Here is a 15101-nt window from a genome sequence, read left to right as displayed (position 1 = left end):
CCCTCAGTCCTCCACGGGAGCCGGCCATATGCCGCCGATGAGCCAGGGCCGGGCAACCGACTCCAGCTCACGCGAGAACTGGTCCCCGCCGCCACCTGCCATCTGCTGCGCCCACTGGCGCGTCGCGCCAGCGGCCCAGTCCGCCACCTGGAGCTGCGGGTGGTCCTTGCTGTCCGCGAACTCGATGGCGCCCATCAGGGGGTTCATGAACTCGCCCGGCCGGGCGGGGTCGGGGAGGAGGTGCACGGTGTGCAGGCGAGTGGTGTTGCGGTCGACGACTTTCGACGCGTCGTGCACCAGGCGGAACTTGCCCAGGGTCTGACCGAACGTTGTAGCAAGGCAGTACAGGCTTGGGATCGCTGGATCCAGCTCGTCCCGATGCCCCCCGGATGCGATCTCCGCTGCGGTCTCGTCGGCGATGGGCCGGCAGTGCTCCAGGATCTCCACGTACTCGGCGAACTGCTGGTCCTGCGCGGAAGCCTTGAGGGCCGCCACGGCCGTGTACAGCTCGTCGGTGGTGGCTTTCTGGCGGACCCAGTTCACGAACGCGTGGAGCATCTGGTCGTAGGCGTCCGCATCCCCCATGACCGGGCCAGCCAGGTGCAGCATGTTCGCCAGTGCGAGGTTTTCCTTCCCGTCGTACAGGTTGTAGCTGTCCCGGCGCGCCATGGGTACCACGATCACGTCGACTATCTTGGTCACCACCATGAATCGCTTGTCGATTAGGTAGGTCTGCACGCTCCCCTCGGGTAGGCGCGAGAAGGCGTTCATCAGTGACTTCCGCCCGCGGCTGGAACCCGCCAGCGACGTGTACTTCGGCTCGCGCAGATTGGGCGGGAGCTGCCCACGGACCTCGCCGACGATGGAGGCGGCGAGGTCGTCAGGGAGGTGGACCCCAGCCACCGTGAAGACAGGTTGGTGCGGGTCGAGGAGGTTCTGGCCCGAGTTCGCGGACTCGTCGACGTAAACGACGGGGCGCTCCGAGGATGAAGTGGACATGCATGGAGGATGCCCGAGAGCTTTAAGGGCGGATTAGCCGCAGTCGGCGATGGAACCCGCACCGGTCGGCTATCCCCTCGGCCTCGATCGTGCCGTCCGGCTGGTGAGCTGTGCGGAAGGCACGGTGGTGCAGTCAGCGGTGCGTACCGGGTGAGGAGTGCATCAGCCTGAATCTGCAGTCAACAGATCTGCATCCTGCAGTCTACGTGCGAGCTTTTGCCGCTCTCGACGCAGTGGACACTGTCCCTGAACCATGGCCTGCCACGGAGCCGTGGGTGTCTCAGTCGGTTGCGGCCGGGCAGGCCCCCGCGCCCGACGGTCCCAACTGCGAGGGGGTGTGGGCCGGGGTGGGTCTTCATCCTGTGCCTGCGGTCGGCCGCGTTGCCCGCGGGCGTTGTGCGGCCGGACGGGTCTGACGGTCGCGCTGGATGATTTTGGTGGTTCCGGCGGGGCTGGTGTAGATGCTGGTTCCGTCTCCGTATTCTCCGCGCGCGGTGGCCTCGTCGGTTTTGTAGGCCAGTGCGTCGCGGACGCCGAGTGCGCGGAGGGCGTTCAGAACGCGCTGTACGTCCTGTTCGTCGTGATGGTTGGCGGTGTAGATGATCACTGGTCGGCGTGTGGGGTCGCCGTCGAAGTCGCTGCCCAGCGTGGCGACCTTGGCTCCCGGTCCGAGCTGTCCGGCTTCCACGGCCGCCTTGATGAGGCGCCAGCCTGCATTGAGGGCGCGGACCGGCAGGAACCACAGCCACTTGCCGGCTTCCGCGAATTCGTTGACAGCGGCCGGTGCCGAGAAGTCGATTCCGGGGGCCATGGCCCACTGCCATCGGTTGTGGGTGTCAGCTGCTGGCGGGGGCGCCTTTGCGGGCTGTTGGCCTGTCTGGGTGGGCTCGTCGTGCACGAAGTAACGGTATGTGACTTTAGGCATGGTACGTGGCTATGTGTTCCGGTGTGGCTGTCAGAGAAGTCGCCGCGGACCAGGAGCGGCGTGACCAGGCTTTGACGGCGTGCTGCATGGCGGTCGTCGCGGAGAGCGATCCGGTACTGGCACCCAGCCGTCGGAGCAGGCTGCTCATGGACTGCTTGGCGGTGCTTCGAGCGGCCCACCGCCCTGAACGGGCGGCGCAGATCGGGATGAAGGAGTTCCGCCAGGGACTGCGCGGCCCGCTGGGACCTCTGCTTCCGTCGGCGTCGGGCAGGCCCGACCGGTTCGACAGCATGGAGTTGTTCGACGCGCAGGGGTTGGCCCGTGACGCGGTTAAGGATCTGTGCAGCGAGCACCTGGTACCACAAGCGGCGCTCGAGCAGTACTGGCCGTGGGCCCGGGTACGCGCCGAGCAGGAAGAACAGCGTCTGTTCGACCTCATGCGGCGCCTTTCGCCGGAGGAGTACCGGTGCGCCCGCACCCTCCTCGGGACGCATGCCGCCGGCTCGGTGCGGGAGCTGAGCCGCCAGTGGGACCGGTTGTGGATGCGGTTCGACTTCTTCGAGTCCGTGGCCGACTGGCCGTGGTGCCAGGTCGACGGCTGGTGGTATCCGTGCCCGGTCTGCCGCTGGCCGATGCGGACTCTGCGGTCCGGGCCACTGTTCGACGTACGCTGTGAGGCCCACGCGCCCCGGGGCGTGCACTACCGGTACACGCCCGGCAAAGGGCCGGGCCCGGGCGAGCTGACCGGAACCGGCAAGGCCGCGGTGCCGGTCACACCGCTGCCGGCCAGCTCCGATCACTTGGCCGTGAACCGGCACGTGTGGCGCTACGGCACTCTTCCCGTGCTCCTCGAACTCCAGCTGCGCGACGAGCTCGAAGGCCTGCCGTTCGTCGAGCTGGAGATGTGGCCGGGGGAGCAGCGGCCGGACGAGTACGACGTGCACATCACCGTGGCGGTGCCGGGCAAGTGCACTCGGCATTGGCGCGTGGACGCCAAGGCGTGGGAGTCGGTCGTCGCGCTCGGCAAGGCGCTCTCGGAACGCCCGGTGCTGCGGAAGGGGCTGACGATCGTCCTGCCCGACCACCAGCACAGCGAACGGCACTTCCTCGCCGCCCAGGTACGAGGCCGGGGCGTCAAGGTGACCACGGTCAGCCGCCTGGCCAAGCAGGTCAAGGACGCGTGCGGAGCGCCGCGGTGAGGCCGGAGGAGTGGGAACTGCGCACGCTGTCCGTCGCCGCGGCGTTGGCGCTGGCCGAGGAGTACTTCGGCTTCCGTGACGCCGACGGCCGGATGGTCGTGCCGCTGGACCAGGCGCACGTGTTCGCGGCCGCCCGCGTGGACCTGTGGGAGCACTGGCCCCGGGTCCCTCGGCGCGTACGGGAGCTGGCCGGCCGGTACTGGCACGTGCGCCCCGACGACCTGGCCGGACGCGGCATGTTCGAGGCGCTCGCGCGAACCTGTGCAACCTCGGGGAGCGGCCTGTACCGGCTCCCTGATGATGTGCCGCCTCGGGAGGCAACCTACCTGCTGGCCGCGCACGCTCAAAAGCCGCTGAAACTGGCCCGGGAGCTGGTGCGCGAAGCCGAAGGCTACTACTACGACACCCGCCTGCCGTTGCCCGTGGCCGGCCCCGGCCTGTGGCAGTTCGGGGGATCCGAGCCCTCGGTGGTGACCATCCCCGACACCGAAGAAGGCGCCCACGTACGGCCGCTGCAGCTGACGACCGCCCCGTACACGGCCACGACGACCGCCACTCGCAAGAAGATCCTGCGCCTGGCCCGGCGCCAGGCCGCGGCCGACCCCGGCCGCCACGGCTGGAAGCCGGGCGTGCTCGCCTCCTTCTTCGACCGGCTCCAGGACGCTTCCGGCGCTCCCGTCACCCGTCTGAACCTGCCGGCCGGGAAGCTCACCATCGTCAACGCACCGACGGGCGTGGGCAAGAGCGTGCTGATGAACAACCTTGCCCCGCTCCTGGCCGACCGCGGCCAGGGTCCCGTCGCTATCGTCGTCAGCACGATCCACGACAGCCTCACAGGCGCCGAGAAGATCGCAGCGGACGACGAACTCGTCTTTAAGGTCACCGCCCAGCTCGCCCAGGCCACCGCCCGCCACAAGCTGCGCTGCGTGCCGCTGGTAACCGAGACCCGCCTCGCCGAACAGGCTCAGCGCGCCGCCGAACAGGGCCGCGAGGACCGCCACGACCGGCTCGCCTACGGATGCGACCTGTCAGCATGGGTGGCGGACGGCCCCAAGGTCACCCGCGGCCGCGAACCGTGCCGTGCCCTGACCAAGGTCACCGACCCCGTGGCCGGCACCGGGGACGAGGAGCCGACCGGCCCGCACGCCTGCCCGCGGATGGGAGTATGCGGGAAGTACGCGCTGTTCCGCGAGGCGGTCCACGCAGACATCATTGTCACCAACCATCACAACCTGCTGCGCGGTCTCCTCCAGGTCCCGGTCGACACCGGCCGGCATCTCCTTCGGCAGATCTCCGTGATGGAGTTCCTCAACCGTCACTGCCGCCAGCTGATCGTCGACGAGGTCGACAACCTGCAGAACAGCTGGTGTTCCACGGGCGCCCACGCATTCTCCCTGGCCACGCGCGGCATCAGCAAGACCTCGCTGCTGCTGCAGGTGGACCAGCAGCGGCAGAGCCTGGCAGCGGCGGCCGACCGCCGGGTGGTCAACGCCCTGTTCAAAGCTAGGGGACTGGGGGAGCAGTTCCTCAACTACGTGCTGGACGGCGAGCTCTGGCTCGAGCAGGACACGCACGAGGAAGAACGTCCTGGCTCTGGCTGGCACGTGCCCGGTATCTGGGACCGCATCCTGATCAGGGACCTGCTCGGCCTCGACGAACACATCCGCCTCGACCCGGACATTCACCAGGCGTTCCGCGCCATCTTCCCCGACTCCAGCGACGACACCGCCCCGGACCCGCGCTTCCAGGAACTGGCCGGCATCCTCGCCCGGGCCGTCAGCCGGGACACCAGCGAGGACGAACTGCCCGTCCTCAAAACGGAAATCTCCCGGGCGCTCAAACGCCTCAAGATCCCCAAGATGCGGCACGCGGACGTCACCAACGCGCTGCTCGTGCGCGCCTGGCTGGGCTGCCTCCACCAGAGCCTGACCTACCTGAAGTCATGTATCGCCGGACTCGGTTCCCAGCTGACTTCCGGCCGTGAACTGGCACGAGCGCTCGGCTCATTCACCCAGAACGGCGCCCTGCCGTATGGGCCCCTGGGCTACCAGCTGTTCGGATTCAAGGTCAACAAGGACAACCGGGGCGGCGGCGAACTCTTCGTCCAGTCCCTCGGCGGCGACCCCCACACCGGAACCGTCCAGCTCGGCGGCACCATGGCCCTCGCCACCGCTGGCGTCGAGCGCAGCGTCCTCGCCCTGTCAGCGACCGCCTTCTTCCCCCGCGCGGCCTGCGAACACGTGCACGCCGAGCCCGCCTATGTCATGACCGACGCCACCCCCGGCGCAGTCACCGCCCTGGCCGGCAACGTTTCCGCCTCGGACACCGTATGGGACCCCATCACCATCGGAGGCATCGCCGAAGCCCACAAACCAGCGGAGATCCAGAAACTCGGGGAGCGGCTGTGGCAGACCCGGCTCTCCGAGCACCTCCGCCAGCTGGAGATCGACGACCCCGACCGGGCCAGAGCCATGGTGGTCTCCAACTCCTACAAACAGGCCATCCTCCTCGCCGTCGGCATCGCTTCGGTCGCGGTACAAGCCTCCTGGATCGCCGTTGTCGTCCCCAAGACAGGTATTCCGCCCGGCATCCACCTGCCCACCGGCGTCGTGACCATCACCATCGACCAACTCGAGGACCTGCCCCGCACTCACCCCCACGTAAAGGCCATCTGCGCACCCCTGCCACTGGTCGCCCGCGGACTGAACATCCTCGTCCCCGGCACTGAACGGTCCGCGCTCGCGTCGGTGTGGGTCGGCCTGCGCCCCGTTGCCGACCTGCACTCACCCGAGGCGATGTACGCCAGCATCAACGCAACCGCCATCAGTGCGGCCTGCCCGGGCCCCGACCCCGCCCGCATGCTCGCCATCCAGAGCCGGGCCGCCCGAAGACACCTGCACACCCTGCTGCGCAGCGACCCCCGCTTCAGCAGGCTCCCCCGCTACCTGAAGACCGAGATCCTCGCCGGAATCCTGGTCGACCTCATCCAGCTCGCCGGCCGCGCCCGCCGCGGCGGCACCCCCGTCCAGCTCTACCTCGTCGACAACTCCCTCCTCGACACCCGCCTGGGCTCCGACTTCCCCTCGCTGCTCCGCTCCTACTACGACGGCCTCACCGAAGAGGAACAGGCCAGCCTCCGCCGCATCTACGGCGCAACCCTGACCGCCTGGCTCGACTTCGCCCACGCACCCGACATCCCCTCGCTCACCCACGTCCCCCTGCCCCGCAGCGAAGACTTTGATCACGAAGGCGCCTGATGACCACGGAACAGACCCAGCTGTCCCTGCTGGCCTGCCACACCGACGAAGAACTCCTGGGCTCGGTGCTGCTGTACCGCTTGCCCGAGATGAAGATCGACACGGCCTGGAAGAAGGTGCGCGAGGAATACCGCGGCATCACTGGCTCCACGGCCAACCTTCCCTACAGCGGGCTGCTGACTGTCCTGCGCGCCATCGGCTACACCAGCGCCACGCTCTACCCCACCTCCAAGGCCCACCCGCCGAAGTTCCTCGCCACCACCCGGCCCATCGACCGCGACGACCTGCATGCCGCCGTCACCCTCTGGGAGCAGGCGTTGCTGCAGACCCCGGCCGACAGCTTCACCTTCCAGTACCCGAGCCAGATCGCCGACCTCATCGCAGGGACCGCCCCCGAACAGGTCCAGCTGTGGGACCAGATCACCCGCACCACAGCCTGCATCGACGCCCCTGGCTGGGTGTGGACGGCCGCCGGCTGGGCCATCGCCGAGAAGCTCGCCGCCCAGACGTGGGAAATCGACGGCAAGACCGTCACCTTCCGCCGCGATCTGGCCAACTGCCTCCAGGTGTGGGACCGCGATCTGCTCTGGAGCAATACCTGGCTCGCCGCCCGCGGGGAAACGCTCGAGGACGTCGCCGACGACGAGGATGACACCGACAACGCCTGGAAGGCGGCCGCCAGATACGCCACCCTCCGGCTCGACGTGATGATGAAGTCCCACCCCGGCCTGTCCCACCCCGTGGCCGTCGTCCAGCCCTCCGTCTCCCGGCTGAGCAACACGCTACGCAGCGCCCGCACGGCCTGGTTCGAGCCCCGCGACGCCAAAGGCCCCCTCCTCAACCTGGAGCTCGGCGGCTACGGCGACCACACCCACCTGAACCACACCACCCGCCTGGCCCTGGACGCCTGGACCCGCCTGCACGGCGAACACCTCTTCCCTCGCGACAAAGACGACGAGTTCCTCGCACCCAGCGCCCTTGACCTGAGCGGCCCGCCCGGCAAACTCCGCGCCCTGGTTCCCTTCGCCGTGAGCTATCCGATCGGCAGGGGCGCGGGCATGTACAGCCAACGCGAACTCGCCCGGCACATCCGCGCAGTCCTCGGCCAGCCCCTGGTCGAATGCGTACAGGTCGCCGGCCGTCGCCCCTTCGGCTACGGCCGTACCACCGTCGAAGGCCGTGACGCGGTCCTGTGGGACGACGAGAACCTGCCGCAGATCCTCGCCGCATCCGGATGCCGGAAACTGCGCATCCTCGCTCTCTACAGGACCCAGGCCATGCGCACGCGTATGCAGTTGCTGCTGGCCTACCACTTCAACCGCCCCGACCTCGCCGCCACCGGCATCGCCGAGAACAAGCCCGTCCCCCTCAACGACCACGTCGAGGTCCTGTTCCAGCCAGCACCGGAGCTGCTGGCCCACGGCGAACACCACGGACAACGTCCTGCCCTCGTCAGGCAACTTCACGGTCTCGACGCCCCCGAGGACACGCGCCTGCTCGCCCTGTGCGAAACCGAGTACGACCCCAAAACCTGGGCACGCCAGCGACGCGCCTCGAAGAAAACCGGCTCCACCGTCGTCAACCCCGACCTCCTGGATGCCAAGCACCGAGTCAACGGCGAACTCGCCCGTCACCGTGTCCTCGCGCAATTCCTCACCCTGTACAAACCCGGACGCCGCAACCCCCGCAAGAAGGAACGCGAGCTCACCACCGATCTCGATCTGCTGGGCCTCGAGCTCCAAGGACACCACCGCGGTCACATGGCCATCGCGGATATGTCCCGCGTGGCTGGGCTCGTGCACCCCAGGCTGACCAAAGCCCTTCGCTCCGGCTCCAACGGCCTCAAGGAACCCCTCGTCCACGTCGGGCTCCACCTGCGCCAGCAGCGCGGCGAACGGCGCATCGCAACCGACGAGCCGAAACTCATGTGGACCTTGGTCGCCCTCGTCCCCCACGGACCGTACTGGCGGGCCCTCGCCTACCTTCCCGCCGAACACGCCGGACCTGGCACCTGGCTCGACTACGCCACCGCCAACTACAACTTCCGCGCCCGGCCACTGCCCGAAGGCCGACGCCGAGACGAACTCCTGCCCCGCCACATCGACCGCGCACTCTACGACTTGGGCGGGCACGCCGGCCCGGCACAGGGATACGTCATGTACGTCTCCGGAGGCGAGGCCCGCAGCATCTGGCCACTGCTCGCCAACAAGAACCTGGGCAAGACACCCGACGCGGCCGGCCAGATCAACAAGCGGTCGGCCCTGCCCGGCTTCACGCTCCCACCCGACCAACGACCACGAGCGGTCGTCCGGGTCACCTCCGGCAGCGAGGACGTGGCGCGGCCGGCCCTGATCGAACGGCTCCGCCACCTCCCGGAGTACGACGAACCCGTCACTGGGGAGGGGAAACTCGCCACCGGCCTGTTCCAGTTGGAAAAGGCTGAGCAGACGTTCATCCTGTGCAACCTCCCCCACCAGTTCACAGGAGGCGCGCGCTACGCCCGCGCCGGCGAGTCCTACACCCGGTGGGGCAGCAGCGACCCCAAGGAACAGGCCGAAACCTGGTACAGCCACACGGCAACGGAGATCACCGTGCTCCACCACCCGGCTGACCAGGCCCCGCTCACCTACGGGCTCGCCGCCGCCCGCCTCTGTGATCACGCCCTTCACTGGGAACACCGCACCCAGTACCCCGCGCCGGTCCACCTCGGCATCCAGATGGACAAGGACCACCCCGAGTACCGCCGCACCGTCGACCCCACCGACGGTGACGACGACAGACAGCCCTGAGCCACGACGCAACGCAAAGCCCCAGCGGATCGACCGAACCGCTGGGCAGCGTCTCCCGCAGCGACGCCTCACACAGGAGGAAGGCAGTACGGCCACCGTGGACACGGACGACGTGACGGAATGGGATCACTGGCTCGATTACCTGGTCGACGGCACATCCGTACACCTCGTACGCCCCAGCGACACCGACCGGCCGACTTGGGCCGCCTACGAAGAAACTCGGTACCTGGGCACCGTCCACAGTCGGTTCGACCTCGACGGACGCTGGCACGTCCAGTCTCTGAACGAGCGCCACCTCAGCCTCGACGATGCCCTGCGCGCCCTGCGCCGCCCCGAAAGCTGGGCAGGCGACCGAGAACATGTCGGCCGATGGGCTCGCGGCATCCTGAGCGACCCGCACCTGCGGGTCCTCGACGTGCAGACCACCGGGCTCGACACGGCCTGGGCCGTACAGATCGGCGTCACCGACCGGGACGGCAACGCCCTCTTCGACGAACTTGTCAATCCGCTCGCCGACATCACGCCCCAGGCCACAGCCCTCCACGGCCTCGCACCGAACCAACTCTCCGCCGCACCCACCTTCAAGGCCTTTCTACCCGACCTCACCCACCTCCTAGCGGGCCGCTCCTGCCTTGCCTACAACGCGGCCTTCGACCGAGCAGTCTTGGAACGCGAAGTCCACCGCCTGCCTCAGCCAGCCCGCTCCGCTTGGGCGACGTTGCGACCGCGCAGGTGGGTGGACGCCATGGCCCCCTACACGGTCTGGAAGGGACTGTGGTCTACCCGCTATTGCTCCTACCGCTACCAGCCTCTCGGCGGCACCTACGACGCCGTCACCAACTGCCAGCTCCTGCTGACCACTATGCACCGCATGTGCCGAACCGGCTGACGGTGATCGCCGTAGCGAAGATCATGCCGTCGGCCTGAGGACGACGGGCGATAGTCCAGCAGTCGCGCTTGAGAATGCGGCCACTGTGACGGTTCCCCTGCGTATCCTCTGGCGTCGTCTATGTCCAGCGCATGCCGATCGCGGACAGCAGCTCCACCCGCTCCGGCGTCAGCGTCGCGGCCCGGGAGCGCTGGTTCCCGATCCAGGCCCCCAGCTTGTGCTCCCGCACCTCCTGGTGCTCGCCGATGATCCGCTCAACCCACTTTCTGGGGACCCGCAGGTGGCCTTCGCGTTCGTAGAACTGGCGGGCGGCCTCGTAGTGCATCGCCCACTTGTCGGCCTGGGTACGGCGCGGCTTCGGCTTCTCGTCCTCGCCGGCGGGCTCGATGCCGAGGACCTGCTCGCACAGCCACTGCTGCACGGTCGTGAGCTGATCCCACCCGAGCCGGACCGACTGCACCCACCGCCCGAGATCCTCGCCCTGGCGCACGACGTCGCCCGCCTCAGTAGGCAGCGCCTCACCGGCGTCTAGGTGCATCCGCACGAGGTGGAAGCACCGCTGCCACGTCACCGGCCAGCTCGGGCACCAGGACGCGTCGATCTCCTCCAACTGCTCACGCCGCTCGTCCGACAGCGCCCCGGCCGACGACTCCACCGGCAGACCCTCGGCACGCCGCTGCTCGATCTCGGCTGCCTTCCGGGCGGCGGCCCGTTGGTTCTTCAGCCAGATCCCCACCTTGTAGCCCTGGTAGGTGGCGTCCAGCGGGGCCAGGAGGTGCCCGTGTTCGGCCGCCCAACCGCGCGCGGCCGCGAGGCCCTCCTCCCACGCGACGTCGAAGTGCGACCAGATCATGCCGAGCTTCTCCAGCTGCCGGGCGCGGTCCTCGTCCATGTCGCCGCGGGCGTAGAACCGGCGAGCGTCGGCGATCCACTGCCCAAGCGGGAACCCGGCGAGCGAGGCCGGCCACCCCTCGCCCTCCGCCTCCTGGTCGTCGACGGCGGGCACGCGGAACGTGAACGGCACCTTCAAGTCGCCGTGCAGCCGTGCGTAGATGACGGCGGCCTCCACACCGCGCCGCCAGTGCTCGTGCTCCGGGTTGAGGACCCGCAGGTTGATGAACGCCGCCAGCGCGGCCGGGTCACGGGGCGTGGAGAACTTCAACAGGGCCTTGGCAGAGGCGCTGACGCCCCCGGAGCCCTCGCCGCTCCCGCCGCTCTCGTCCTTGCTGACGGGCTTGTAGCGGCTCGGTGCCTGCTGCTCCGCGAGCCTCTCCACGATCCGGGCGTCGTGCGCCCGCAGCGCCTCCAGCAGCTTGGCCAGCCCGCTGTACGCCCGCGAGGTCAGCATGTTGTCCGCCGTCTCCCCGGGCCCGAGCAGGACCGGCACGACCAGGCTGGCCATCTTGCCCTCGCCGGGCTGCATCCGCAGCGCCCGGCCCACGGCCTGGACCAGGTCGGGCATCGAGCCGCGAACGTCGGCCCAGTAGACGGAGTCGCAGTTCTTGGTATCGACGCCCTCGCCCAGGACCTTCACCGAGCAGAGGAAGCACTTCTCCACCACGGTGCCGTCCGTGGCGATGCCGGCCGCGAACTCCCCGAGGAGCCGGCGGCGGTGGAGCGGCTTGTGGTCGCCGCACAGCCAGTCCGCCCAGATCGTCTTCGGGTACAGCTGCGGGTCGGATGCGTGCAGCTGCGCGGCGACGTCCGGGAGGCCGGCCGCGAACGCTTCGGCCTCCTTCACCACGTGGTGGAACACGAGCGTGCGGCGGAAGCCCTCCTCGGCCGACGCCTTCACCAGGGCGGTCTGGAGCGCGGCGAGCCGGGCCCCGCGGACCTCTGCCGAGCGGCCTTCGGCACCCAGGAGCTGCGCGGCCTGGAGCGCGGTGTCGGTGACGTCCACGCATACGACCTGATAGGGGGCACAGATTCCCCGGTCGATCGCCTCCGAGAGCGTCAGGGTGAAGCAGCGGCTGCCGAAGGGTCCCTCGGGGTCGTCTTCCATGCTCGCGACCAGCTCGCCCGGTGCGCCGGCCTCGTCCTCGTCCCCGAGCTGCCACAGCCGCGGCGTGGCCGTCATGTAGAGGCGGCGCAGGGACGGGATCTTCTGGTTGTTGTGGACGACCGCCCACGGCTTCCCGATCCGGCCTGAAACGCGGTGGGCTTCGTCCACGACGATCAGGTCCCAAGCCGCCAAACCCGCAGCGTGCGCCCGCTCCAGCGTGCCCAGCCCGAGGCTGGCGTACGTGGCGTACGCGGTTACCTTGTCCAGGCCCCGCGTCCACTCCACCAGCTCGTCCACGTCCGTGGTGTTGGGGAAGGACACCTCCTCACCCCGCAGCGAGGACACCCCGATCATCGGCCCCCGGCGGCCTCCCTCGCGCCACGCGGCCTCGGTCTGGGCGAGCAGATCCAGTGAGGGCACGAGGACGAGGACACGGTTTGCGTGGAGCTCTTCGGCGCTGCGGGCAGCGACTAGGGTCTTGCCGGATCCGGTCGCCATGACCACCTGGGTGCGCAGCCCACACTCGGGCGTGAGCGCTTGGGCGGGCAGCTCGAGGGCTCGGAGGATCGCATCGACGGCTTCTCGCTGGTGGGGTCGTAGGTCCATGCCGACTCTCCCTGTTGGTTGGGGCTATGGACTGTCCGTGTTCAGGTGGCGTTGTAGGCGAGCTCGGCCAGCTGAAGGGCGTCGGCGAGGCTTGTCTCGTCGGTGAGGTCGACGCTGACGCGGTACTCCTGGTGCCCGGTGGTGAGGGTCCGGGCGGACTGGATGCCGAGCTCGTCGAGCTGCTGCTGGCTGTAGTTGAGCCGGAGGTTGATCGTGCTGTGCTCCGCGTAGACGTAGGCGAAGCCGCCGAACTGGGATCCCTGCCGGCGTAGGCGCAGGTAGCGGCTGTAGTCCAAGGGAGCGTCGGGCAGTGCGTTCTTGCGCTTGATGCCGTAGACACCGACGTTGTCCCACCGAGTCGTCTCATCGAGGAACCGGATGAACAGGCTGGGAGCCGGGCTGCGGAGCAGCAGCTGACGAACCGTTTCCTGCCCCTCGTCAGCCACTCCCGGAATCCGGGCAGGCAGAGTCCCGCGGTCGCGGCCGCCGTCGGGGACTACCGAAACGGCACCACGGTGGTGGTTGGTCAACTCCTTGAGTACTTGCGAGGCGTCTAGCTCCTCAGGAGTGCCCTCGAACTGGAACACGGTCACCTTCATGAGATCCCCTCCAGGCTGACTCTCGTCCACTCTACCAGCAACTATGTGTAGCTGGAGGAACTATGTATAGTGATTCTAGATGGCTGCTGGGCGGACATCGAGGGGAGAGGTGCGAACGGGCCTGTTTCGGCACTGTGTTGGGACTGTTCCGATGGGCGAGGCTGTGCTCTGACGACGCCGCGTCCTCCAAGCGAGTCGATCCGCCTTCTCTCGCACGAGGCGAGCATGACATTGTGCCGGCCTACGGATTTTCGTAGGCACCATGAGGATCCGGTTCTCAGGCTGATAACGGGCCTGCCCAAGTGCGGGCCCCTTTTACCAGCACCCTTTTAGGCGTAGAGAAGCCTGGCCCGTTATCAGAACACGATCACTGCATCAGGGCGAACAGCAGCTGGAAAAAGAGTTATGAAAACGTTATAGACGAGTTTTTGTAGCCAGATACTCTGAGTCTTTGAACGGGTTTTCGCAGCTCACAGAACGGGGCTGGCGGATGAGAAGGTGAAACTCGGTAGCCCTCTTCTTGCCGAAGAGGGCGCGGGGACCTGCTGGAGGAAGATATTCCGTTCCGCACCGCTGTAGGCTGTCTGCCAGCATGAATGAGAGGGAGCTCACCGCCGCCCCTGAGCCGCCAAGCATCCAGGGGTGAACCGTGCGCTCCCTCTCTCGACTCCGAACAGCTAGGACGAAATCGTTATGCTGAATTATACCTCGCCGTTCCCTCCGAAATGCATAGAGCATCGTTTGGGGAACAGCCGCCTAGCCCAGAAGGGCGGGCGGTAAGAGAGATGGGGAAATTTGAAAAGAATACGGATCCCTTCTTTGAGGTAAGGCTTGGAGAGTGGCATCTAGTCATCCACAAGACTCCAAAGTGGCCAGTCGAAATCGGCAAGCGAATCGCACTCGGAATCGGAATCGGCATCGGGTGTAGTATCGGAGGTGGCGGTATCCTGTTGCTAATCTCAGTTTTCAACGTCCGGTAATTACCAGATCCTAGCTTAGCGGCTACGAAAGGTCCCGCCCTTCTGGAGTTTTCCCGGGGAACACTCCAGAAGGGCATTTGCCGTTGATTCACCTACGAGCGCGGAAAACGACAAGAAGTATTTTGGCCCTAGTTTCGCTAAGCCGGCTAAACGGCGGGTGGGGCATGTTCCCTGTGGGAACATCTGCGGCCAGTACCGCGGTACGGGCACTCCACGCCTCCCTCTTCCGGCTGGTGCATCGTCAACTGTCCTTCTAGGTCTCAAGATCACCTGAGCGTGACAGCTCACCTTCAGCTCCTGCAAATGATCTTGCAAGGCTATTTACTGGTTCCAAGGCCAAACAGACTGATTCTTGATAGCAGAATCTACTGTACTAGCCTCTGCTTTTCCTGAGCTGCCAGAAAGCCTATTTAACACCTTGAACGCCTGAACCATGCAGGTAGACACGGTAGATAGAGTTACGGATCACATCCGTCAGGACTCTCTGTTCCTCTCTGTAACCCCACCCAGAGGGTGGACGAAACGGCTGATCACCGGGAGGCCATGAATCCAGAATGTATCGGGGAAGTAAAATGAAGCAAGAGTACCGGGCAGATCTCCCGTCCCTTGCTGCTGCCCGGGCCGCGAGGCCCGCGGGTGGGCCGCGCGGAGCGTAGCGCACTAGGTGGTATGGCGGGTGACGTGGGGTCAGGCGGTGGGTGGTGGGTGGCTGGAGCGCAGCGGAGGCCACCGGTCCGGCCGGAGGCCGGACCTGGGGCGCAAAGCAGGCCAGAGGGCCTCAAAGCGGAAGGAAAAAAAGCCCACCCCCCATCCCCTCCCCCCCCCCCCCGGGGGGGGTGGGTGTTTTGTTGGGGAG

8 protein-coding genes are annotated in these 15101 nt (G+C 67.4%); 4 read left to right on the top strand and 4 right to left on the bottom strand.

The annotated features are described in order from the left end of the window. Positions 1-3: 3 nt before the first annotated feature. The gene (locus ACZ63H_RS32895; protein ID WP_469871407.1) at positions 4-999 is read right to left on the bottom strand and encodes a DUF3800 domain-containing protein; all 996 of its coding nucleotides are present in this window, start codon (positions 997-999) and stop codon (positions 4-6) included. A gap of 355 nt (positions 1000-1354) precedes the next feature. Continuing rightward, a complete protein-coding gene (locus ACZ63H_RS32890) occupies positions 1355-1897 on the bottom strand; it encodes a putative phosphothreonine lyase domain-containing protein (RefSeq protein WP_469871405.1) in 543 nt (180 codons plus the stop codon). Between the two features lie 50 nt (positions 1898-1947). Between ACZ63H_RS32890 and ACZ63H_RS32885 the strand changes: the two genes are divergently transcribed. The 4 genes from ACZ63H_RS32885 (at position 1948) to ACZ63H_RS32870 (ending at position 10058) form a co-directional block, all read left to right on the top strand. Beyond that, positions 1948-3123, top strand: a complete 1176-nt coding sequence (locus tag ACZ63H_RS32885) for a restriction endonuclease-related protein (RefSeq protein ID WP_469871403.1) — start codon at positions 1948-1950, stop codon at positions 3121-3123. Then, on the top strand, positions 3120-6380 hold the full coding sequence (locus ACZ63H_RS32880) for an ATP-dependent DNA helicase (RefSeq protein ID WP_469871401.1): 3261 nt from the start codon (positions 3120-3122) through the stop codon (positions 6378-6380). The genes ACZ63H_RS32885 and ACZ63H_RS32880 overlap by 4 nt, the downstream gene beginning before the upstream one ends. After that, on the top strand, positions 6380-9169 hold the full coding sequence (locus ACZ63H_RS32875) for an RNaseH domain-containing protein (protein WP_469871399.1): 2790 nt from the start codon (positions 6380-6382) through the stop codon (positions 9167-9169). Before ACZ63H_RS32880 ends, ACZ63H_RS32875 begins: the two co-directional genes overlap by 1 nt. 97 nt (positions 9170-9266) lie before the next feature. After that, entirely contained in the window at positions 9267-10058 is a 792-nt protein-coding gene (locus ACZ63H_RS32870) for a 3'-5' exonuclease (RefSeq protein ID WP_469871397.1), read from the top strand. Between the two features lie 118 nt (positions 10059-10176). Here ACZ63H_RS32870 and ACZ63H_RS32865 read toward each other — a convergent pair whose 3' ends face one another. Together ACZ63H_RS32865 and ACZ63H_RS32860 are read right to left on the bottom strand one after the other, a co-directional pair. Beyond that, positions 10177-12666: a helicase associated domain-containing protein gene (locus ACZ63H_RS32865; protein ID WP_469871395.1), complete on the bottom strand. Its 2490-nt coding sequence runs from the start codon at positions 12664-12666 to the stop codon at positions 10177-10179. A 41-nt stretch (positions 12667-12707) separates the two neighbouring features. Further along, on the bottom strand, positions 12708-13112 hold the full coding sequence (locus ACZ63H_RS32860) for a hypothetical protein (protein WP_469871393.1): 405 nt from the start codon (positions 13110-13112) through the stop codon (positions 12708-12710). Positions 13113-15101 lie beyond the last annotated feature (1989 nt).

The organism is Streptomyces sp. NPDC104831, assembly GCF_055583025.1.
This window is presented reverse-complemented; position numbering and strand designations above follow the sequence as displayed.

Excerpts from the sequence above, each read along its gene's own strand:
- ACZ63H_RS32865 (WP_469871395.1), bottom strand. The coding sequence starts at position 12,666 with ATGGACCTACGACCCCACCAGCGAGAAGCCGTCGATGCGATCCTCCGA.
- ACZ63H_RS32875 (WP_469871399.1), top strand. The coding sequence starts at position 6,380 with ATGACCACGGAACAGACCCAGCTGTCCCTGCTGGCCTGCCACACCGAC.
- ACZ63H_RS32895 (WP_469871407.1), bottom strand. The coding sequence starts at position 999 with ATGTCCACTTCATCCTCGGAGCGCCCCGTCGTTTACGTCGACGAGTCC.